The following is a 20,506-nucleotide window of genomic DNA, read 5'->3' on the forward strand; positions in this document are numbered from 1 at the left end:
CGCGCCAACCGGAAAGGTGAAACAACATGAACAAACCGGTCAGTCCTCTTTTCAGCGACACGTTTTATAGCGACTCGGCGCCGCGCAAGGACAGTAACATCGGCCGTATGCTGGTCGAGCAAGGCAAGCTTACGCAGGAGCAGGCGGAACGCGTGCGGCGCCTGCAGCAGGAGCAGGGCTTGCGTTTCGGCGAAGCGGCGCAGCGGCTGGGCCTGGTCAGCGAGCTGGATATCCAGCAGGTGCTGTCGCGGCAGTTTGACTATCCTTACCAGGAAAACCAGGGAAATTACCCGGCGGCGCTGGTCGCCGCCTATCAGCCCTTCAGCGCGGAAGTCGAAATGCTGCGCTCGGTGCGCAGCCAGCTGATGCTGCGCTGGTTTACCGCCTCGCGCAAGACGCTCGCCATCGCCAGCGTGAACGCCGGCGACGGCACCAGCCTGATGACTGCCAACCTGGCCATCGTATTTTCGCAGCTGGGCTTGCAAACCCTGCTGGTGGACGCCAACCTGCGCAATCCGCGCCAGCAGCGGATATTCAACCTGGCTGCCGGGCACGGGCTGGCCGATGTGCTGGCCGGGCGCGCCGGCCTGGAGCCTCTCGCCGTTGCCGAATCGTTCGCAGACCTGTCGCTGTTGCCGGCGGGTTCGCCGGTGCCCAATCCGCAGGAACTGATCAACCGTTCCAGCTTCAACGCCTTGAACCAGACTTTGCGCAGCCGCTTCGACGTCATCCTGTACGACACCCCGGCCTGCTCCAGCGCGGCTGACGTCCTCACCATCGCGGCCCGCGCCGGCGGTGTGCTGCTGGTGGTGCGCAAAGACCACACCCGGGTGGCTGACCTCACCGCTTTCAGCGACCAGCTGCGCCGCAGCGGTACGGAAGTGGTCGGTTCGGTGCTGGTGAGTTTCTGATAAAGGACATCGATCGCATGCAGAGTTTCGCAAACATCAGGGATTTCATTTTTCCGCGTTCGGCCGGCGTATCCGTCCCGGCGGAACGGATGACGTCCTGGATACTCATGGCCGCGCTGCTGTACCAGGCAGTCTTGTGTGCGGTGCATACCAACGTCCATGCCATATCCACCGCGGGCGTGATGTTTTCGGAATTTGTCATCTACCTGTTATGCATGGTGGTGCTGAGCAAGAACATCCGGCTGGAACTGGTCGCCGTCGCGGCGCTGGCTGCCGCTTACCTGTTCCTGCTGGCGATCATGCGCAACCAGCTGGACCCGAAAGGATTCCGGGATGTGATGATTCCCATCCTGTTCTACGGGATCGGGCGCCAGATCGGCGACGCCAGGTATGCCGACCGCCTGCTCAAGCTGGCGGTGCTGCTGGTGCTGGCTTTCGGTTTCCTCGAATGGTTTTTCCTCGATATTTATTCGCGCATCTTCAACATCTTTTCCTATTACGTTAACCAGGGCGGACTGGCCGCCGGCTCCAACTGGGCAAAAGACAGCGTGCTCGGCCTGAACGGCATCCGGCCCGAAGGGATAGGGCGCACCATCCTGCCGGCGCTGCTTGGCAGCCACCGCATATCGTCGATATTCCTGGAGCCGGTTTCGCTCGGCAATTTTGCGGTGATCATTGCGGCCTGGGGCTTGTCGAAGCGGCGCGAGGAGTTCAAGGACACCATTTTCTTCCTGCTGGCCGCCGCCCTCATGATTGTCATGAGCGATTCGCGCTACGGCATGATCACGGTCGCCGCACTGATCGTGCTGCGCTGTTCGCCGCTGGGCAAGAGCGGCAACGCCTGGCCGATCGTGCTGCCGTTGCTGAGCGCGCTGATGCTGCTGCTGATCGGGGCGTTCTTCGACGGCAGGTACAGCGACAGTTTCCTTGGCCGGCTGTACGTCAGCGGCCGCACGCTGCTGGACCTGAATATCGGCATGCTGGTGGGTCTCGACGGCTACAACACCAATTTCGGCGACATGGGATACCCATCGTTGCTGACGCGGCTCGGCCTGCCGCTGTGTGTCCTGCTATGGGTGCCGTTATGGATGCTGAAAATGGAAGACGAGCGGGGCAACCGCTTCCGTATCTATATCACGCTGTATATCTCGCTGATCCTGTGTGTCAGCGGCACTTCGCTGTTCGCGCTGAAAACCGCCGGCATCCTCTGGTTCCTGGTCGGGTGCGCCGCGGGCAAGGCGGCCGATCCGGCGCCTGCCGGTGCCGCAGCACGGCCATCGCCTAAAACAAAGGAGCAAAACAATGCCTATTAAAGTCACGCACATCGTGCGCCAGTATTCCCCTTCGATCGGCGGCATGGAAGACGTGGTGCAGAATATCGCCAGGCAGCAGCGCGAGCATCATGGCCAGCTGCCGAAGGTGGTTACGCTCAACCGCCTGTTCAGGAACTCGGCCGAATTCCTCGGCGCCGAAGCCATGGTCAACGGCGTCGCCGTGGTGCGCCTGCCGTTCCGCGGCAGCAGCCGGTATCCGCTCTGTCCAAGCGTGCTGGAGCATGTGGCGGACGCCGATGTCATCCATGTGCACGGCATCGATTTCTTTTTCGATTACCTGGCGCTGACCCGTCCCTTGCACCGGCGGCCGCTGGTGGCGTCGACCCATGGCGGCTTTTTCCACACCAGGTTCGCGTCGGGGCTGAAGAAAGTCTATTTCAACACGGTCACGCGCGCCTCGTCCATGGCCTACGACAAGATCATCGCCACCAGCGACAACGACGGCGACATGTTTGCCGGCATCGTCAAGCCGCCCAAGCTGGCGGTGATTGAAAACGGCGTCAACGTCGAGAAATACAGCGGCCAGTCGGCGCTCGCGCCGACCCGGACCTTGATCTATTTCGGCCGCTGGTCGATCAATAAAGGCTTGCTCGAAACGCTGGCCTTGTTCCAGCAGCTTGCGCGGCGCCAGCCGGGATGGAAGCTGATCATCGCCGGTCGCGAATATGACCATAGCGCCGAGGAACTGCGCGCATGGGCAAGCCAGCAACAGCTGGCGGATGCGGTGCAGATCGTGGCCAATCCTTCCGACCAGGAGCTGGCGGCGCTGATTGCGCAATCCAGCTACTTCATCTGCCTGTCGCGCCATGAAGGTTTCGGCATCGCCCCGATTGAAGCGATGAGCGCCGGCTTGACGCCGGTCTTGAGCGACATCCCGCCATTCCGCAACCTGCTTGAACAATCGGGAGCAGGGCTGCTGCTGTCGGCGCCGACCGAGGAACAGAACATAGCGAGCCTGCTGATGCTGCATCAAGAAATGCAGGCTGATTATGCACAGCGGCGCGCGCAGATGCAGCAGTTCGTGGAGCGTTACGACTGGCGGCGCATCGCGGAAAAATATATCGATGTATACAAGGAGCTGGTGCGTTGAGGCGGCAGCCCAAAGCACCTGGTGCAATCCATGGATAGAGAAAAAATCGATGCCATCACCGGATTACGCGGACTGGCGGCGCTGCTGGTGGTGTACGGCCATGCGCTCGACTGGTTTGCCCTGCCTTGGAAAAACCACCTTTTCGGCGAAGTCGGCGTGACGGTGTTCTTTTCCTTGAGCGGCTTCCTCATGGCCTATCTTTATCTCGGGAAGCGGTTTTCAGCGATCAATGTGGTCGATTATGCGGTTTCCCGTTTTTCCAGGATTGCGCCGGCCTACCTTGTGATTGTCCTGGTTTCCTTTTTCATCTACGTCAATATCGATCCGAATTTTGTCTATGGGATATCAGGGAAGAATATCCTGCGCCACCTTCTTTTCTCGGGCAATGCGTCGGTATTCTGGAGCATCACGCCCGAAGTGGAGTTCTATTTCCTGTTCGTGCTGGCCTGGGCCGCGAGCAGCCGCTACCTGATCCGCTCCGATGTCGCCGGGCTGTTGTTCCTGGCGCTGGGCAGCATTGTTTTGCTGGCGTACCGGGATAGCTTTCCAGGCACCTTCGTCGGCTCGAAATTGCATTATTTCCTGTTCGGCATGATTGCCGGCGCGATGCGCTCGCATATCCAGGGCCGGGCGCAGGACCGGCGCTGGCTGGCCGTGGTGCATGCGGCATCGGTGGCCGCGATCGGATCGATTGTGGCGGGCTGGCTGGTTCTTCCATTCTCCGGCAACCAGGAGTTCTACAGCAGCATCCTGACCGCTGTTTTCGGCGCTTTCCTGGTATTCAGCCTGTCCTTTCCATCTGCCATCGGTAACGGTTTTTTCGCAAACAGGCTGATGGTTTTATGCGGTGAATGCAGTTTCTCGATCTACCTGCTGCATATGCCGGTCATTTATCTGGTGCGAAAAATCCATCCGGAGCCGTTTTCACTCTTCATCCTGCTTCCTTTTGCAGTCCTTGTCCTCTTGTTTTCGTGGCTTAACTACCGGCTGGTCGAAAAACCCGGCGCCCGTCTGATCAAATCCGCGGGCTCCTTATTCAAGCGGAAATTCCTTGCCGTGTTTCCGATGGCGGCTGGCAACCGGTCCATGCCTTTAGGAGGTGATACCCGATGATCAAATTCCTGTTTTCCTCAGTAATCCTGGCCTGCGCCTTGTTTTGCCAGGCGGCGTCCGCCGGTTGCCTGGACGGCAAGCCGATGGCCGGCGTCAACCTGAGCGGGGCCGAGTTCGCGGCCGAGAAATTGCCTGGCAAGGTGTTTACGGACTATGTGTATCCGGACCTGGATGAAATGCGGCTGTTCCAGTCCATGGGCATGAACACCTTCCGCCTGCCGTTCCTGTGGGAGAGGGTGCAGCCGAAGCTGTTCGGCGAATTGGACCAGGCGGAACTGCAGAGGATCAAGGATAGCGTTGCGGCCGCCGGTTCGATCGGCGTGTGCATGATCCTCGATGTGCACAACTATGGCCAATACCGCGGCAAGCCTATCGGTTCGCCGGAAGTGCCGCGCGCCGCACTGGTCGATCTCTGGCAGCGCCTGCTGGCCAGCTTCAAGGACCCGGCCAATGTCGCCTTCGGCCTGATGAACGAACCGGCCAAGCTGCCGACCGCGGAATGGGCGGCAACCGCGCAAGAGACGCTGAACGCCTTGCGCAGGAAAGGCTCGCGGCATCTGATCCTGGTTCCCGGCGGCGGCTGGAGCGGGGCGCATTCCTGGTATGCAAAAGACGGCGCCGTCTCGAACGCCGACGCCTTCCGTTTCTTTCACGACCCCGCCGATAACTACATGATCGAAGTCCACCAGTATGCCGATGCCAATTTTTCCGGCACCGGCAACGATTGCGTGGACCCGGCCCGCCTGAGCGCGATCATGGCCAACGTCGCCCTGTGGGCGACCTCGACCAGGCGTCGCCTGTTCCTTGGCGAATTCGGCGTGCCGGCCAACCAGCCGTGCCTGGCGGCCTTGACGGCGATGGTGGATGCCATCAAGGGCAACCCGGCCTGGGGCGGCTGGACCTACTGGGCCGCCGGGCAATGGCTGGGGACTTACCCATTCAGCCTGCAGCCCGACAGCAACGGCGAACGGCCGCAAGCGGCCATCCTGAAGAAGGGCATATCGCCTTAGGACGAACGGCAGCCCGCTGGGACTGCCCGCTCGGAAACGAGATTGAAAAGGGAAACAAATGAAATTTTCGCTGGTAATGGCTACGGTAGGGCGCGTTGACGAAGTTGCTCGTTTCCTGGAATCGCTGGACGCGCAAGACTACCGGAATTTTGAACTGATCGTGGTCGACCAGAACGGCGACGACAGGCTGGTGGCGCTGCTGGACCGGTATCGCCAGAAATTTCCGCTGCGGCATGTGCGTTCGGCTGCGCATGGCGCCTCACGCGCGCGCAATGCGGGCCTGGCCTTGGTGGATGGCGACGTGATCGCCTTTCCCGACGACGATTGCTGGTATCCGGCCGGCTTGCTGGAGAAGGTGGTGGCCGTGCTGGCCAGCCATCGGGAACTGGACGGCATTACCGGACGTTTCACCGACGGCGACGGCAAGGTCGAGGGACGCTGGCTGGAAAGCAGCGCGCTGCTGAACCGCTATAACGTCTGGCGCGGCGCGATTGAGTTCAGCATTTTCCTGCGCCGGCGCGTGGTCGATGCCGTCGGCGGCTTCGATGAAACGCTGGGAGTCGGCGCCGGCACGGTGTGGGGCGCCGCCGAAGGAACCGATTACCTGCTGCGCAGCCTGCGTCTCGGCTTCAAGCTGAAATTCCTGGCAGACATGACCTTGCATCACCCGGTAAAGACAGCGCATTTCGACGCCAGCGCCTGCCTTCGGCAAAAGAAATACGAAACCGGGATCGGCCGCGTGATGCGCATCAACGATTACCCGTTCTGGTATTTCCCCGTTACCTGCCTGCGGACCTGCGGCGGCATCGCGCTGGCGCTGGCCAGGGGCGATTTCCTCAAGGCGCGCTTTAAATACTTGAGCGTGCTGGCCCGCGTGCGCGGCTGGCGCGGCTAGCAAGTGGAGCAGAACCCCATGCCTGGCCTGAGATTAGGAGTGCCATGAATCAAAAAAGCGTAGGCGGCGGCCTGGCGTCCGGATCGATCTGGTCGATCGTGGATAACCTCGCGCAGCAAGCCATTTCATTCGTGATCTTTGCGGTGCTGGCGCGTTTCCTGGCGCCGGATGCATTCGGCTTGCTGACGGTCGCCCATCTTTTCATCCTGTTTACCCGGCTGGTGGTGTTCGATGCGATTGCGATGCCGGTGATACGCGCCGGCTTGCCGGACGACAGGTTTTACTCCTGGGTGTTCACTTGCTGCACGCTGGCCGGCTTGCTGCTTGCCGCCCTGATGTTTTTTTCGGCAGGCCTGGTGTCGTCGCTGTACCGGGCGCCGGAACTGAAGGCGGTATTGCAGGGCATGAGCCTGTCGGTGCTGTTCTTCGGCCTGATGCGCGCCTACGAGGCCAGGCTGGTGCGCAACATGATGTTCCGCCAGCTGGCGATCCGCTCGATCGGTTCGGTGATGACCGGCGGCGTGGTCGGCATCGCACTGGCTGCCGGCGGCTGGGGCGCGATGTCGCTGGTGGTGCAGCAGGTCGCAGCGTCGGGGCTGGCGCTGGCGCTGGTGGTGGCGCAAAGCCGCTGGCTGCCGCGCATCGTGTTTGACCGCGCGCTGAACAGGAAATACTGGCACGACATCCGCCAGGTCGGGCTGACCGGCATCCTGAGCTTTGCCAATACCAATGGCGATTCGCTGCTGGTGAGCGTGTTCCTGGGGCCATACGCCACCGGCTTGTACAACCTGGCAAAACGGGTGACCTCGGCGGTGTACCTGGTGATCGCCAGTTCCATGCAGAAAGTGGCGTTGCCGGTGTTTTCCGACGCCGGCTCGGACCTGGCGGCGATGGGGCGCGGTTACCTGAAGATCCTCGGCATCACGCTGTTTTGCGTCGCTCCCTTGCTGTGTTTCCAGGCCGTGCTGGCCGAACCGCTGGTGGCGGCGGTGTTCGGCGCCAAGTGGCTGCCTGCCGCACCTGTAGTCAGCGCGCTGGCGCTGCTGTACCTGCTGTCGTCGATCGTGCATCTGAACGACTACCTGTTTTTCGCCGTAGGCAAGAACCGCCTGCCGGTACGGCTCGGCATTGCCCAATTGATACTGGCGACTGCGCTGGCGGTGAGCTGCTACCGCTTCGGCCTGCTCGGCATGAGCCTGTCGTTTTGCGGCGCCTACCTGCTGGTTTTTCCCTTGTCTCAAATTTTGCTCAACCGCGAGCTCGGCCTCAACGCGCGCCAGGTGTGGTACGCGCTGGCGCCGCCGCTGGTGGGCAGCACTTTCCTGGTCCTTGGACTGGCGGCATATGCCTGGCTGGTGCCGCCGGGAATCAGCAATGTGACCTTGGTTGCGGGCGGTGTCCTTATCGCCTGCTTGTTGTATCCGTTCATGGTGGTTGTCACCGGCTGGCAGATCAGGTCGGTCAACGCGTCGTGGCATGGATTATTGCTGTCGGCTATGCGGCTGGGCCGCGCACGATAGACGGCAGTGTGATGGATTCAGGCGTCTTGCCGGGTTTTCTTCCCCGGGGACGCCGTTTAGGAGAGTTTTTTCATGAATACAAAGAAGACAATCCCGATCGCCGGTTTTCCGGTGGTCAAGACCACGACCAACGTGCTGGCCAGGTACTTGCAGCACGCGATGTGGGTCAATAAAAAGATAACGCTGTTTTTTGCCAATACGAATTTCATCGTGCGCTGCAACCACCTGCTGGAGAAAATGCGCAACGCCTCGGTGACGATTGTCAACGACGGCGTCGGCATGGATATCGCGGCTTTCCTGTTTGGCCGCGAAGCGTTCAAGGAAAACCTGAACGGCACCGATTTCATTCCCCGCCTCCTGTGCGGCACGGGCGAGCCCAAGCGCGTGTTCATGCTGGGAGGCAGGCCGGAAATCCTCGACAAGGCAGTCGCCCATGTAAACGAAACCTTGAAACAAAAGGTGGTCGGCAGCTGCGACGGCTATCGCGGCATGCAAGAGCAGCGCGCCGGCCTGGTGGCCTTGATCAACCGCTCACAGGCGGAAGTGGTGCTGGTGGCGCTGGGCAATCCGATGCAGGAAGAATGGATCCTCGTCAACCGCCAGGCGCTGAACGCCAAAGTCGTGGTCGGCGTCGGCGCCCTGTTCGATTTCTGGGGAGGTTACAAGCCGCGCGCGCCGCAGCTGGTGCAAAGGCTGCGGCTGGAATGGCTGTACCGCCTGTGCCTGGAACCGCGGCGGCTGTTGCGCCGCTATACCTTAGACATCCTGATGTTCCTGCTGCTGTGCCGGAAATATGGCAGCAGAAGTCAGAAAAATTGACCAGAAAACCTGAAACTAATCCTGATTCAACTTGTGAGGTGAAAAATGAAAGCAATGATTCTAGCAGCCGGCAAAGGCACCCGTGTGCGTCCGCTGACCTACGACCTGCCAAAGCCAATGATACCGATCCTGGGCAAACCTGTGATGGCTTACCTGGTTGAATATCTTGCCAGCTACGGCGTGCGCGAGATCATGGTCAACGTCAGCCACCTGCATCACAAGATCGAAGAATTCTTCGGCGACGGCAGCCAGTATGGCGTGCAGATAGGCTATTCGTTCGAGGGTTATGTGAATGACTTCGGCGAGGTGACGGCGGAACCCCTGGGTTCCGCCGGCGGCATCAAGAAGATCCAGCAGTTCGGCCAGTTTTTTGACGATACAGTGATCGTGATCTGCGGCGACGCCTTGATCGACCTCGATCTCAGTTCGGCGCTGTTCGAGCACAAGCAAAAAGGCGCCTTGGCCAGCGTCATCACCAAAGAGGTGCCCTGGGACAAGGTCGACAATTACGGCGTAGTGGTGATGGACCAGGAGGGCCGGGTCCAGTCGTTCCAGGAAAAGCCGAAGCAGGATGAAGCCTTGTCCAATTTCGCCAGTACCGGCATCTACATTTTCGAGCCGGAAGTGATCGACCTGATTCCTGCCGATACGGTATTCGATATCGGCTCCGAGCTGTTTCCGCTGATGGCGAAAAAAGGTTTGCCGTTTTATGCGCAGCAGCGGTTTTTCAACTGGACGGACATCGGCAGCGTGACCGATTTCTGGAGCGTCTTGCAGAATGTGATGCAAGGCCAGGTGGCGCAGCTGGAAATGCCGGGCAGGCAAATCGCCGAGGGCGTCTGGGCCGGCCTCAACACCAGCATAGACTGGGAGGGAACCACTATCGAAGGGCCGGTATACATCGGCTCTGGCTGCCGCATCGATGCCGGCTGCAAGATCGTCGGCCCTACCTGGATAGGGCACGGCAGCCATATCTGTTCCGACACGCAAGTGGTGCGCAGCGTGCTGTTTGAGTACACGCGGATCCTGGGCGGCGCCCGCCTGGATGAAGCGATCGTATTCAAGCAATACAGCGTAAACCGCGCCGGCGACATGCGTCGCCTGCCTGAGGCAGGCGTACCCGACTGGGGCGACGCGCGCGACCGCCTGCCGGAACCTGCCATTGAAGTGAGCTGAGCATGAATATATATCCAGTGATCCTGGCCGGAGGTTCCGGCACCCGCCTGTGGCCGCTCTCGCGCGAAGCCATGCCCAAGCAGCTGCTGCCGTTGCGTTCGCAGCATTCGATGCTGCAGGAAACGCTGCTGCGGCTGGCGGACTGGCCTGAATTGATGCCGCCGCTGCTCACCTGCGGCAATGAACACCGTTTCATGGTGGCGGAACAGCTGCGCGGCATCAGCATTGCGCCGCTGGCTATCCTGCTGGAGCCGGAAAGCAAGAATACCGCGCCGACGGTCGCGGTGGCGGCCCATTTCCTGCTGCAGCATGACAAGGACGCCGTCATGCTGGTGCTGCCGGCCGACCATGTGATCGGCGATGCGCAAGCGTTCCACGCGGCGGTCAGCTGCGCGGTGCAGGCAGTCGAAAAAGGAGCGCTGGCGACCTTCGGCATCGTGCCGGGCGCGGCTGAAACCGGTTATGGCTATATCCGCCGCGCCAAGAGCGCGTTCAACGGCATCGACGGTTGTTATGCAGTCGAAAAATTCGTCGAGAAGCCGGACAAGGCGACTGCGGAAAAATTTCTGGCTGATCCCGCCTACAGCTGGAACAGCGGCATGTTCCTGTTCCAGCCGGGGCGCTACCTGGAGGAGCTGCGCGAGTACCGGCCGGCGATCGCCGCGAGCTGCAAGCAGGCTTTCGAGGCGTCCTACCATGACCTCGATTTTTGCCGGCTGGATGAAGCCGCCTTCGCCGGCTGCCCGGCGGAGTCCATCGATTACGCGGTCATGGAACAGACCCGGCACGCGGTGGTGGTGCCGGCAGCCATCGGCTGGAGCGATATCGGTTCCTGGTCCGCCCTGTGGGAGGTGCTGGAGGGCGATGCCGACGGCAATGTGCTGCGCGGCGATGTGTACACGGACGGTGTCCGCGATTCGCTGATCCGTGCCGAAAGCCGCTTCGTGGCGGTGATCGGCATGCAGGACACGGTGGTGGTGGAAACCAAGGATGCGGTGCTGGTGGTGCACAAGGACCAGGTGCAAGGCGTCAAGAAAATCGTCGAGGCGCTCAAGAAAGACAGCCGCACGGAACACATGAACCACATCCGTGTCTACCGGCCGTGGGGCTGTTATGAAGGCATAGACGGCGGCGACCGCTTCCAGGTGAAACGGATTACCGTCAATCCCGGCGGCAAACTGTCGCTGCAGATGCATCACCACCGGGCCGAACACTGGGTGGTGGTCAGCGGCACGGCGCGCATCGTCTGCGGCGAGGAAGAGAAATTCCTTACCGAGAACGAATCCACCTATATCCCCATCGGCGTCCGCCACCGGCTGGAAAATCCCGGGAAACTGCCGCTGCACCTGATCGAGGTGCAGTCGGGCAGCTACCTGGGGGAAGACGACATCGTGCGTTTCGAAGACATCTATAAACGCTGTTAAGGCAATCAACCAGGTACAACATCATGCTCCCGATCCAACATTCCATATTCAAGGCTTACGACATCCGCGGCATCGTCGGTAAAACCCTGGACGCCGGTATCGCGCGCCAGATCGGCCAGGCTTTCGGCATCGCCGCCCGCGCCAAGGGTGAAAAAACCGTCATCATCGGCCGCGACGGCCGCTTGTCCGGGCCGGAACTTGCTGCCGCCCTGGCGGCCGGCTTGCGCGACGCCGGCGCCGATGTGGTCGACCTCGGTGTTGTCGTGACGCCGATGGTGTATTTCGCCACCCATGTGCTGGGCGCGCAGTCCGGCATCATGGTCACCGGCAGCCACAATCCTCCCGATTACAACGGCTTCAAGATGGTGCTGGCGGGCGAGGCGATATACGGCGAGGCCATCCAGCAGCTGTACCAGGCCATAGACAGCGGCAGCGTCGAAGCGACGGTGTCTGTGCCAAGCGGGAGCTATCGCCAGCACGATATCAAGGATGCCTATCTGCAGCGCATCGTCAGCGACACCAGGCTGGCGCGGCCGATGAAGATCGTGGTCGATTGCGGCAACGGCGTCGCCGGCGCGTTTGCCGGCGAGCTGTATCGCGCGCTCGGCTGCGAGGTGCAGGAACTGTTCTGCGAAGTCGACGGCACTTTCCCCAACCATCATCCCGATCCGGCGCATCCGGAAAACCTGCAGGACGTGATCCGCGCCCTGCAAAATTCCGACGCCGAAATCGGCCTGGCTTTCGACGGCGACGGCGACCGCCTCGGCGTGGTCACCAAGGATGGCCAGATCATCTATCCGGACCGCCAGCTGATGCTGTTTGCCGCCGATGTGCTGACGCGCCATCCCGGCCGCGAGATCCTGTACGACGTCAAGTGCACGCGCCACCTGGCGCCGTGGATTACCGAACGCGGCGGCCAGCCCCTGATGTGGAAGACCGGCCATTCGCTGGTCAAGGCCAAGATGCGCGAAACCGGCGCGCCGCTGGGCGGCGAGATGAGCGGCCATGTTTTCTTCAAGGACCGCTGGTACGGTTTCGACGACGGCCTGTATGCCGGCGTGCGCCTGCTGGAACTGCTGAGCCGCGAAAGCGATCCGTCGGCGGTGCTGAATGCGTTGCCGCAATCGTCCAGTACGCCTGAGCTGCAATTGCAGCTGGAGGAGGGCGAGAATTTCACCTTGATCGAGAAATTGCAAAATGAGGCGAAATTTCCGGGAGCCGACGACATCATCAAGATCGATGGCTTGCGCGTTGAATATCCGGACGGTTTTGGCCTGGCGCGTTCATCCAATACCACGCCGGTGGTCGTGATGCGCTTCGAGGCGGAGTCGGAACAGGCGCTGGCGCGGATCCAGTCGGAATTCAAGCGTGTCATCCTGGCAGCCAAGCCTGATGCGGCGCTGCCTTTCGCATAGCGATCCGGATGAGATTGTTTCCGTCGCTTCAACGCTCATCGCTCAGCCCGGCCGCAGCCGGCCGCTACGTATTCATCGACAATGCCAAGGCTATCGGCATCGTCCTGATCGTCATCGGCCACAGCAAAGGTTTGCCGGACAATATAGTGCGCCTGATATTCAGCTTCCATGTGCCGCTGTTTTTCTTCATTTCCGGATTCCTGCTCAAGCCGGATAAATTGGCGGATTCCGTTCCTGTCAGCGCAAAGAAAATATTGCGCACTTTGGCTTGGCCGTATTTTCTGTTTTTCTGTTTCGCTTACCTGTATTGGTTTGCCACCCGCAACGTCGGGGTGAAAGCCGCCTTGTCCGCCGGGCGCCCGTGGTACGACCCCATCGCCGGCTTGCTGACCGGCCTGGAGCCGGACCTGTATATCAATCCGCCGCTCTGGTTCTTTCCTTGCCTGGTCGCGACGGTGATCGTGTACCAGGCTGCACGCAAGCTGTTGAACCTGACCGCCGCCACCTGCTGCTTTGCGATTTTCGGATTTGCCGTCACGCTGGCCGTCAGCCGTCCGCCTTACAGGCTGCTGCTTGGCTTGGATGCGATGTGGGTCGCGCTGTCGTTTTACGCGATCGGGCAATATGTCCGCGAACGTGCCTGGTTTGACGCCATGCGCACCGGACCGCTGTTCCTGCTTGGCTTGGTGTCGGCGGCGGTGCTTGTCGGCGCCGGGCAATGGAACGACAGGGTAGACCTGGCTACCATGTATTTCGGTGCGCAGCCCTTGCTTTACCTGCCGGTTTCCATGTTCGGGATCGTTGCCGTTTTATGTATTTCGAAGTTCTTGCCGGCGTCAGGAATTGCCGGCTGGCTTTCAGAGAATACGCTGGTGATTTTCCCGGCGCATTTCGTTTTCCTCGGGCTGGTGCGCGGCGCCGCTCTTTCCCTGCATGTCATCGACGATAACTACCGCTACGGGATCGGCTGGAGCGTCGCCAGCAGCGTGTTGGCGATCCTGCTTTGCATCCCCGTGATTCATGTCTGGCGTCGCTTGCCGAAATAGCATGGCGCCGGCGCGGCTGGAAATATCGGCGTCGATAAGCCCGGGCATTGCAAATGGCTGGTTTTGCGCTAATATACTGTACATATATACAGTATATTGGTGTCCGTCATGTCAGATTATCAAAAAAAGCGCCTGCCGCAGGTAATCCAGTTCCAGGCGCCAGGCTTTGCGCGCAAGGGCCGCGGCGCGACCAGCAACATGCAAGGCCGCTACGAAGTTGCGCAGCGCGAGGAGTTCGACGACGGCTGGGCGGCGGAAGACGAGCAGCTGGAGCCGGCTGCGGTGCGCACTATCGTCACCGAAGAGCAGGCGAAGAGCATCCTCAGCCGCAACGCCTCGCCCGACCTGCCGTTCAATGTCTCATTGAATCCTTACCGCGGTTGCGAGCATGGCTGCATCTATTGCTTCGCCCGGCCGTCGCACAGCTACCTGGGCCTGTCGCCCGGGCTGGATTTCGAGAGCCGGATCTTCGCCAAGGTGAACGCGCCGGAATTGCTGCTCAGGGAGCTGGCCAAACCTTCTTATGCCGCCGAGCCGATCGCGCTCGGCATCAATACCGACGCCTACCAGCCCTGCGAGCGCGACCTGCAGCTGACGCGGCGCATCCTGCAGGTGCTGCGCGATTGCGAACATCCGCTGGCCCTGATCACCAAGTCGTCGCTGATCGAGCGCGATATCGATTTGCTGGCCGGCATGGCCGCCAAGCGGCAGGTGGTGGCGGCGGTCACCATCGCTACGCTGGACGCGACCATCGCCCGCACGCTGGAGCCGCGCGCGGCGACGCCGTCGCGGCGCCTGCGCACCATCCGCACGCTGGCGCAGGCGGGCATCCCGGTCAGCGTCAGCATTGCGCCGATGATCCCGTTTATCACCGAACCGGACCTGGAGCGCGTGATGGAAGCGGCAGCCGAGGCGGGCGCGGTGCGCGCCGGTTATACCGTATTGCGCCTGCCGTGGGAGGTGAATCCGCTGTTCCAGAACTGGCTGCAGGCGCATTTTCCGGAGCGCGCCAACCGCGTGATGAACCGTATCCGCGAAATGCGCGGCGGCGCCGACTATGACGCCGATTTCGCTACCCGCATGCGCGGCGAGGGTGTGTGGGCGGATCTGTTGCGGCAGCGTTTTGAAAAGGCCGTGCTCAGGTTCGGCCTGTGGCATGGAGGCTCGTTCGGGACCCTGGATGCGAGCCGTTTCCGGCGGCCGTACGTGCAGCCGGAAAAGGACCGGCTGTCAGGCCAGCTGGGTTTGTTTTAGCAGGCGCCGCGGATGGATCGTCATGTGGCGACCTGGCCCTTGAGCAGCACCAGCAAGGCGCCGGAACCGCCTTCGGCGGCGGTGGCCTGGCAGAAGGCAAGCACTTCTTCCTTCTGCACCAGCCAGTTGCGGACTTTGGATTTCAGCACCGGTTCCTTGTTGATGGAGCCCAGCCCCTTGCCGTGGATGATGCGCACGCAGCGCCAGCCGCGCTTGGCCGCCAGGCGCAGGAATTCGGCCAGGGCTTCGCGTGCTTCTTCGCGCCGCAGGCCATGCAGGTCGAGCTGCTGCTGGATGGTCCAGTGGCCGCGCCGCAGCTTGCGCATGACGTCGGGGCCGATGCCGTTGCGGGCAAAGCTGAGCGTTTCATCGGTGTCAAGCAAGGTTTCGATGTTGAAATCGTCCGACAGCGATTCTTCCAGCGCGGCCTGTTCGTCGGCCAGGTGCTGGCGCGCGATCGGCAGCGGGCGCGGGATGGCAGGCGTGAATTTGGGCGGCACCGCCAGCGGCTTGACATTGCCGATGCTGCTGCGGAAGATGTCGGCGTCGCGCCGTGCTTCCTGCTCGCGGCGTTTGGTTTCCGCCGCCGCGGCCTGGCGTGCTTCGTCCTGCGCCTTGATTTCCTTGCGCAGCGATTTGAGGGCGCTGAAGTCTTTGATCGGGCCGGCCATGATATGCGTGTCTGCTAGGGATGAAGGGCGGCGATGTGCGGCAAGCCGGCGGCCGCGGCGACAACGCTGCCGCCGCGGCTGCCGGGCAGGGCCTTAGTCTTCCAGGAAACGCTGGGCGTCGAGCGCCGCCATGCAGCCGGTGCCGGCGCTGGTGATGGCCTGGCGGTAGATATGGTCCTGGACGTCGCCGGCGGCGAACACGCCCGGCACGCTGGTGGCGGTAGCCATGCCTTCCAGCCCGGTCCGGGTCTTGATGTAGCCGTTGCGCATGTCCAGCTGGCCGTCGAAAATGCCGGTGTTGGGCTTGTGGCCGATGGCGATGAAGACGCCGTGCAGCGTGATCGGCGTGATGCTGCCGTCGGCCACCGACTTGATGTTGATGCCGGTGACGCCGCTGCCGTCGCCCGTGACTTCATCCAGCGTGTGGTTGTACTTGATGACGATCTTGCCTTCCGCCACCTTGGCGTTGAGGCGGTCCACCAGGATCGGCTCGGCGCGGAACTTGTCGCGGCGGTGGATCAGGGTCACCTTGCTGGCGATGTTGGACAGGTACAGCGCTTCTTCAACCGCCGTATTGCCGCCGCCGACCACCGCGACTTCCTGGCCGCGGTAGAAGAAGCCGTCGCAGGTGGCGCAGGCCGAGACGCCTTTGCCCATGAACGCCTCTTCCGACGGCAGGCCGAGGTACTGGGCCGAGGCGCCGGTGGCGATGATCAGGGCGTCGCAAGTGTATTCGCCGGAATCGCCGATCAGGCGAAATGGTTTTTCAGACAACTTTGTGGTGTGGATATGGTCGAAAATGATTTCTGTGTTGAATTCTTCTGCGTGTTTGAGCAGGCGCTGCATCAGTTCCGGACCTTGCACGCCGTGCGGGTCGCCGGGCCAGTTCTCGACGTCGGTGGTGGTCATCAGCTGGCCGCCTTGCTCGACGCCGGTGATCAGGACCGGCTTCAGGTTGGCGCGGGCGGCGTAGACAGCGGCGCTGTAGCCGGCAGGCCCGGAGCCCAGGATCAGGACGTGGGCGTGCTTGGCGGGTTTGGTAGTGGTCATGTAAGCCTCAGGTAACAGATATCAAGCAACGATCGTGAGTGCGTATCCATGGCCGCGGGCGGCCGGCGGACAAGCGGATAAATATTGTCAGGATCATCAAATTGCGCGTAAAAACTCGGTAAGATTATAGTCTACCCATGTGCGGCGCATCAGAACTCCATGCCCGCCGCGCCGGGTTTTTTAGCAATGTTTCAAATGGAAACATCAAACACTGGTTATATATATAGGTATTGGGTGCATAATTTCAACTGTGAGAGCACTCTGGCCACCCTGTAAAGCAACAGCGAAGCAACACCAACCGGATTTATGACTAGAACAAGCCAAGCCTATACCCGCAACACCAAGCCGCAAGAGGCGCCGCCGCTGCCGAGCCGTCTGGTCCGGCTGCTGTATGAAGCGCGCTGGATCATCTATGCGGTCGTCACAGCCTACCTGATCATCATTTTCGCCAGCTACTCGAAATCCGATCCGGGCTGGTCGCACGCCAACGTGGTGCCGCACCTGCATAACTGGGGCGGCCGCATCGGCGCCTGGCTGTCCGACCTGATGCTGTTCGTATTCGGCGCCTCGGCCTGGTGGTGGTGCGCGCTGCTGCTGCGTACCTTGTGGCAGGGTTACCGGCGCATTTCCCAGCGTTTCCTGGTGGAAAAAACGGCTGAGCCCGAACATCACCAGGAAGGCCTGATCCGCGGCGCCGGCTTTGCCTTGATCCTGGTCGGCAGCATGGGCATCGAATACACCCGCATGTCGTCGCTGCACATGCAGCTGCCGCGCGCGCCCGGCGGCGTGCTGGGCCAGCTGATCGGCAGCAGTGCGCAAACCGCGCTCGGCTTCACCGGCTCGACCTTGTTCCTGCTGCTGCTGTTTGCGCTGGGCATCAGCCTGTTTTTCCACGTATCGTGGCTGACGGTGGCCGAGCGCATCGGCGCCGGCATCGAGAACGGGCTGCTGTGGCTGAAGAATTTCTATGTCGCCCGCGAAGACCGCAAGGCAGGGCAGGCGGCTGCCGTCAAGCGCGAAGAAGTGGTGGTGCAGGAACGCGCCAAGATCGTGGTGGCGTCGCCGATCAGGATCGAGCCGCAAGTGGTGGCGGTGCCGAAATCGGAGCGGGTGGAGAAAGAACGGCAAAGCACCTTGTTCACCGATTTGCCCGACACCAACCTGCCGCCGCTGTCGCTGCTGGACGAAGCGCCGCCGCAGCAGCAGACCGTGAGCGTCGAGACGCTGGAGTTCACCAGCCGCCTGATCGAGAAAAAACTTTCCGATTTCGGCGTGCAGGTCAAGGTGGTGGCAGCTTATCCCGGCCCGGTGATCACCCGTTACGAAATCGAACCGGCGACCGGCGTCAAGGGCAGCCAGATCGTCGGCCTGGCGCGCGACCTGGCGCGTTCGCTGTCGCTGACTTCGATCCGCGTGGTGGAAGTGATTCCCGGCAAGATGTTCATGGGCCTGGAATTGCCGAATCCGAAACGACAGATTGTGCGCCTGACCGAGATCCTCGGCTCCAAGGTCTACAACGACGGCGTCTCCAGCCTCACCATCGCGCTCGGCAAGGATATTGCCGGCCATCCGGTGGTGGCCGACCTGGCGAAGATGCCGCACTTGCTGGTGGCAGGCACGACCGGCTCGGGCAAGTCGGTGGGCATCAACGCCACCATCCTGTCCCTGCTGTATAAATCCGATCCGAACCAGGTGCGCCTTATCCTGATCGATCCGAAAATGCTGGAGCTGTCGATCTACGAAGGCATCCCGCACCTGCTGGCGCCGGTGGTCACCGACATGCGCCAGGCCGGCCATGCGCTGAACTGGGCGGTCAATGAAATGGAGCGCCGCTACAAGCTGATGTCGAAGATGGGCGTGCGCAACCTGACCGGCTACAACCAGAAGATCACCGAAGCCGACAAGCGCGAAGAAAAGATCCCGAATCCGTTCAGCCTGACGCCGGATGCGCCGGAGCCGCTGGAAAAACTGCCGACCATCGTCGTCATCATCGACGAGCTGGCCGACCTGATGATGGTGGTCGGCAAGAAGGTGGAAGAACTGATCGCGCGTATCGCGCAAAAGGCGCGCGCGGCCGGCATCCACTTGATCCTGGCGACGCAGCGCCCATCTGTAGACGTGATCACCGGCCTGATCAAGGCCAACGTGCCGACCCGCATCGCATTCCAGGTCAGCAGCAAGATCGACTCGCGCACCATCCTCGACCAGATGGGAGCGGAAGCGCTGCTCGGCATGGGCGACATGCTGTACATGCCGCCCGGCACCGGCTTGCCGATCCGGGTCCATGGCGCTTTCGTCTCGGATGAAGAAGTGCACCGGGTGGTCGACTACCTGAAGGAACAAGGCGAGCCGAACTACATCGAAGGAATACTGGAAGGCGGTGTGCTGGAAGACGGCGCCGACGGCGCAGCGGGCGGCGGCGCGGCGGCCGGCGGCACCGAAGGCGACGAACTGTACGACCAGGCGGTGGCGGTGGTGCTGAAAAACCGGCGCGCCTCGATTTCGCTGGTGCAGCGCCATCTGCGCATCGGCTACAACCGCGCGGCGCGCTTGCTGGAACAGATGGAAACAAGCGGGCTGGTTTCAACCATGCAATCCAACGGCAACCGGGAAATCCTGGTGCCGGCGGGAAATAGCAATACGGAGCAATAAGATATGCAAAAGAAAATCATCGCCAGCTTGACCGGTAACAACATGTTCGCCAAGTTCAAGTCGGGCCGCCTGATTGTCGGCCTGTCCCTGAGCATGGCGCTGTTGCCGTCGCTGGCCCATGCCAGCGCGCTGGAGCAGTTCAAGTCCTTCGTCAGCAGCACGCAGTCGGCCAGGGGCGAGTTCTCGCAGCAGCTGGTGAAAATCGACGCCGGCAAGGCGCCCAAGGTAACCAGCACTTCCAGCGGGATCTTTATCTTTGCCCGGCCGGGCAAGTTTATCTGGACTTACCAGAAACCGTACGAACAGGTGCTGCAAGCCGACGGCGACAGGCTGTACATCTACGACAAGGATTTGAACCAGGTGACCACCAAGAGCCTCGGCAATGCGCTGGGTTCTTCACCGGCGGCGATCCTGTTCGGCAGCAACGACCTGGAAAAGAATTTCATCCTGAAGGAAGGCCAGGCCAAGGATGGCATGGAATGGCTGGAAGCGACGCCGAAAGCCAAGGACACCACCTTTGACCATATCGGCATCGGCTTGAAGGATGGCTTGCCGCATGCGATGGAATTGCGCGATTCGTTCGGCCAGGTATCGCTGCTGACCTTCAAGAACTTCGTCAAGAATCCGCCGCTGTCGGCCGGGCAGTTCCAGTTTGTCGTGCCCAAGGGTGCGGATGTGCTCAACCAGTAGTCGAGACCGGGCGCGGGACAGGCGCAATGCCGGGCGGCTAAGCCTGTTCCAGGAATTCCAGCTTGTTGGCGACGTCGCGCCAGGCTTCATGGTCGGGCAAGGGCGCTTGCGAGCGGGTGATCGGCTTCCAGTCCGGATGGGCGGCCAGGCGGGCGTTGATTTCGGCAAAGTGGCGTTGTTCGCCGGGCAGGTCGGTTTCGTTGTAGATCGCCCCGACCGGGCATTCCGGCACGCACATCGAGCAGTCTATGCAATCCTCCGGCGCGATCACCAGGAAATTCGGCCCTTGCCGGAAGCAATCCATAGGACAGACGTCGACGCAGTCGGTGTATTTGCAACGGATGCAGGAATCGGTGACGACAAAGGGCATGGCGGGCTGGATGTGTGCTGGTCAAAATCGACTGGGATTCTCTCACAATCGCCGTCTTCGCGCAGG

18 protein-coding genes are annotated in these 20,506 nt (G+C 61.4%); 15 read left to right on the forward strand and 3 right to left on the reverse strand.

Annotated elements, in window-relative coordinates; translation table 11 throughout:
* Positions 1 to 26: 26 nt before the first annotated feature.
* The 13 genes from epsG to BM062_RS03915 all read left to right on the forward strand — a co-directional run bounded on the left by epsG (position 27) and on the right by BM062_RS03915 (position 15,007).
* Complete coding sequence (gene epsG / locus BM062_RS03855; protein ID WP_092393384.1) at positions 27 to 911, forward strand: chain length determinant protein tyrosine kinase EpsG; 885 nt, start codon at positions 27 to 29, stop codon at positions 909 to 911.
* Positions 912 to 928: 17 nt separating this feature from the next.
* Positions 929 to 2,224 (forward strand): polysaccharide polymerase, encoded by a 1,296-nt coding sequence (locus BM062_RS03860; RefSeq protein WP_092393387.1) that lies wholly within the window; start codon positions 929 to 931, stop codon positions 2,222 to 2,224.
* On the forward strand, positions 2,214 to 3,335 hold the full coding sequence (locus tag BM062_RS03865; RefSeq protein ID WP_092393390.1) for a glycosyltransferase family 4 protein: 1,122 nt from the start codon (positions 2,214 to 2,216) through the stop codon (positions 3,333 to 3,335). The genes BM062_RS03860 and BM062_RS03865 overlap by 11 nt, the downstream gene beginning before the upstream one ends.
* Positions 3,336 to 3,365: 30 nt before the next feature.
* Entirely contained in the window at positions 3,366 to 4,448 is a 1,083-nt protein-coding gene (locus BM062_RS03870; RefSeq protein WP_092393393.1) for an acyltransferase family protein, read from the forward strand.
* The gene (locus BM062_RS03875) at positions 4,445 to 5,458 is read left to right on the forward strand and encodes a glycoside hydrolase family 5 protein (protein WP_092393396.1); all 1,014 of its coding nucleotides are present in this window, start codon (positions 4,445 to 4,447) and stop codon (positions 5,456 to 5,458) included. Before BM062_RS03870 ends, BM062_RS03875 begins: the two co-directional genes overlap by 4 nt.
* Positions 5,459 to 5,516: 58 nt before the next feature.
* Entirely contained in the window at positions 5,517 to 6,353 is an 837-nt protein-coding gene (locus tag BM062_RS03880) for a glycosyltransferase family 2 protein (RefSeq protein ID WP_092393399.1), read from the forward strand.
* A gap of 44 nt (positions 6,354 to 6,397) precedes the next feature.
* Positions 6,398 to 7,873, forward strand: coding sequence for a lipopolysaccharide biosynthesis protein (locus tag BM062_RS03885; protein ID WP_092393402.1), 1,476 nt, complete (start codon positions 6,398 to 6,400; stop codon positions 7,871 to 7,873).
* Positions 7,874 to 7,945: 72 nt separating this feature from the next.
* Positions 7,946 to 8,692: a WecB/TagA/CpsF family glycosyltransferase gene (locus BM062_RS03890; protein WP_092393405.1), complete on the forward strand. Its 747-nt coding sequence runs from the start codon at positions 7,946 to 7,948 to the stop codon at positions 8,690 to 8,692.
* A 45-nt stretch (positions 8,693 to 8,737) separates the two neighbouring features.
* Complete coding sequence (locus BM062_RS03895) at positions 8,738 to 9,868, forward strand: sugar phosphate nucleotidyltransferase (protein WP_092393407.1); 1,131 nt, start codon at positions 8,738 to 8,740, stop codon at positions 9,866 to 9,868.
* Between the two features lie 2 nt (positions 9,869 to 9,870).
* Positions 9,871 to 11,292 carry a mannose-1-phosphate guanylyltransferase/mannose-6-phosphate isomerase gene (locus tag BM062_RS03900; protein WP_092393410.1) on the forward strand — a complete coding sequence of 474 codons (1,422 nt, stop codon included), beginning with the start codon at positions 9,871 to 9,873 and terminating at the stop codon, positions 11,290 to 11,292.
* A gap of 23 nt (positions 11,293 to 11,315) precedes the next feature.
* Positions 11,316 to 12,707 (forward strand): phosphomannomutase/phosphoglucomutase, encoded by a 1,392-nt coding sequence (locus BM062_RS03905; protein WP_092393413.1) that lies wholly within the window; start codon positions 11,316 to 11,318, stop codon positions 12,705 to 12,707.
* A gap of 8 nt (positions 12,708 to 12,715) precedes the next feature.
* Positions 12,716 to 13,753 (forward strand): acyltransferase family protein, encoded by a 1,038-nt coding sequence (locus BM062_RS03910; protein ID WP_092393416.1) that lies wholly within the window; start codon positions 12,716 to 12,718, stop codon positions 13,751 to 13,753.
* A 108-nt stretch (positions 13,754 to 13,861) separates the two neighbouring features.
* Positions 13,862 to 15,007: a PA0069 family radical SAM protein gene (locus tag BM062_RS03915; RefSeq protein WP_092393595.1), complete on the forward strand. Its 1,146-nt coding sequence runs from the start codon at positions 13,862 to 13,864 to the stop codon at positions 15,005 to 15,007.
* Positions 15,008 to 15,027: 20 nt separating this feature from the next.
* Here the strand turns inward: BM062_RS03915 and BM062_RS03920 are convergent, their stop codons facing one another.
* Both BM062_RS03920 and trxB read right to left on the reverse strand, forming a co-directional pair.
* Positions 15,028 to 15,678 (reverse strand): Smr/MutS family protein, encoded by a 651-nt coding sequence (locus tag BM062_RS03920; RefSeq protein ID WP_092393419.1) that lies wholly within the window; start codon positions 15,676 to 15,678, stop codon positions 15,028 to 15,030.
* Between the two features lie 93 nt (positions 15,679 to 15,771).
* Complete coding sequence (gene trxB / locus BM062_RS03925; protein WP_092393422.1) at positions 15,772 to 16,728, reverse strand: thioredoxin-disulfide reductase; 957 nt, start codon at positions 16,726 to 16,728, stop codon at positions 15,772 to 15,774.
* A gap of 306 nt (positions 16,729 to 17,034) precedes the next feature.
* Here trxB and BM062_RS03930 point away from each other — a divergent pair, with 306 nt between their 5' ends.
* Positions 17,035 to 19,380 carry a DNA translocase FtsK gene (locus tag BM062_RS03930; protein ID WP_092393425.1) on the forward strand — a complete coding sequence of 782 codons (2,346 nt, stop codon included), beginning with the start codon at positions 17,035 to 17,037 and terminating at the stop codon, positions 19,378 to 19,380.
* Between the two features lie 3 nt (positions 19,381 to 19,383).
* Positions 19,384 to 20,070 carry an outer membrane lipoprotein chaperone LolA gene (gene lolA, locus BM062_RS03935; protein WP_092393428.1) on the forward strand — a complete coding sequence of 229 codons (687 nt, stop codon included), beginning with the start codon at positions 19,384 to 19,386 and terminating at the stop codon, positions 20,068 to 20,070.
* Positions 20,071 to 20,107: 37 nt separating this feature from the next.
* Here lolA and fdxA read toward each other — a convergent pair whose 3' ends face one another.
* Positions 20,108 to 20,440, reverse strand: coding sequence for a ferredoxin FdxA (gene fdxA / locus BM062_RS03940; protein ID WP_092393431.1), 333 nt, complete (start codon positions 20,438 to 20,440; stop codon positions 20,108 to 20,110).
* Positions 20,441 to 20,506: the final 66 nt, after the last annotated feature.

Source organism: Collimonas sp. OK412 (assembly GCF_900112135.1).
Lineage (GTDB): Bacteria > Pseudomonadota > Gammaproteobacteria > Burkholderiales > Burkholderiaceae_D > Collimonas > Collimonas rhizosphaerae.

Bases quoted from the DNA above. Each gene is read 5' to 3' on its own strand.
- epsG (WP_092393384.1), top strand. From the start codon at position 27: ATGAACAAACCGGTCAGTCCTCTTTTCAGCGACACGTTTTATAGCGAC.
- BM062_RS03860 (WP_092393387.1), top strand. From the start codon at position 929: ATGCAGAGTTTCGCAAACATCAGGGATTTCATTTTTCCGCGTTCGGCC.
- BM062_RS03865 (WP_092393390.1), top strand. From the start codon at position 2,214: ATGCCTATTAAAGTCACGCACATCGTGCGCCAGTATTCCCCTTCGATC.
- BM062_RS03870 (WP_092393393.1), top strand. From the start codon at position 3,366: ATGGATAGAGAAAAAATCGATGCCATCACCGGATTACGCGGACTGGCG.
- BM062_RS03875 (WP_092393396.1), top strand. From the start codon at position 4,445: ATGATCAAATTCCTGTTTTCCTCAGTAATCCTGGCCTGCGCCTTGTTT.
- BM062_RS03880 (WP_092393399.1), top strand. From the start codon at position 5,517: ATGAAATTTTCGCTGGTAATGGCTACGGTAGGGCGCGTTGACGAAGTT.
- BM062_RS03885 (WP_092393402.1), top strand. From the start codon at position 6,398: ATGAATCAAAAAAGCGTAGGCGGCGGCCTGGCGTCCGGATCGATCTGG.
- BM062_RS03890 (WP_092393405.1), top strand. From the start codon at position 7,946: ATGAATACAAAGAAGACAATCCCGATCGCCGGTTTTCCGGTGGTCAAG.
- BM062_RS03895 (WP_092393407.1), top strand. From the start codon at position 8,738: ATGAAAGCAATGATTCTAGCAGCCGGCAAAGGCACCCGTGTGCGTCCG.
- BM062_RS03900 (WP_092393410.1), top strand. From the start codon at position 9,871: ATGAATATATATCCAGTGATCCTGGCCGGAGGTTCCGGCACCCGCCTG.
- BM062_RS03905 (WP_092393413.1), top strand. From the start codon at position 11,316: ATGCTCCCGATCCAACATTCCATATTCAAGGCTTACGACATCCGCGGC.
- BM062_RS03910 (WP_092393416.1), top strand. From the start codon at position 12,716: ATGAGATTGTTTCCGTCGCTTCAACGCTCATCGCTCAGCCCGGCCGCA.
- BM062_RS03915 (WP_092393595.1), top strand. From the start codon at position 13,862: ATGTCAGATTATCAAAAAAAGCGCCTGCCGCAGGTAATCCAGTTCCAG.
- BM062_RS03920 (WP_092393419.1), bottom strand. From the start codon at position 15,678: ATGGCCGGCCCGATCAAAGACTTCAGCGCCCTCAAATCGCTGCGCAAG.
- trxB (WP_092393422.1), bottom strand. From the start codon at position 16,728: ATGACCACTACCAAACCCGCCAAGCACGCCCACGTCCTGATCCTGGGC.
- BM062_RS03930 (WP_092393425.1), top strand. From the start codon at position 17,035: ATGACTAGAACAAGCCAAGCCTATACCCGCAACACCAAGCCGCAAGAG.
- lolA (WP_092393428.1), top strand. From the start codon at position 19,384: ATGCAAAAGAAAATCATCGCCAGCTTGACCGGTAACAACATGTTCGCC.
- fdxA (WP_092393431.1), bottom strand. From the start codon at position 20,440: ATGCCCTTTGTCGTCACCGATTCCTGCATCCGTTGCAAATACACCGAC.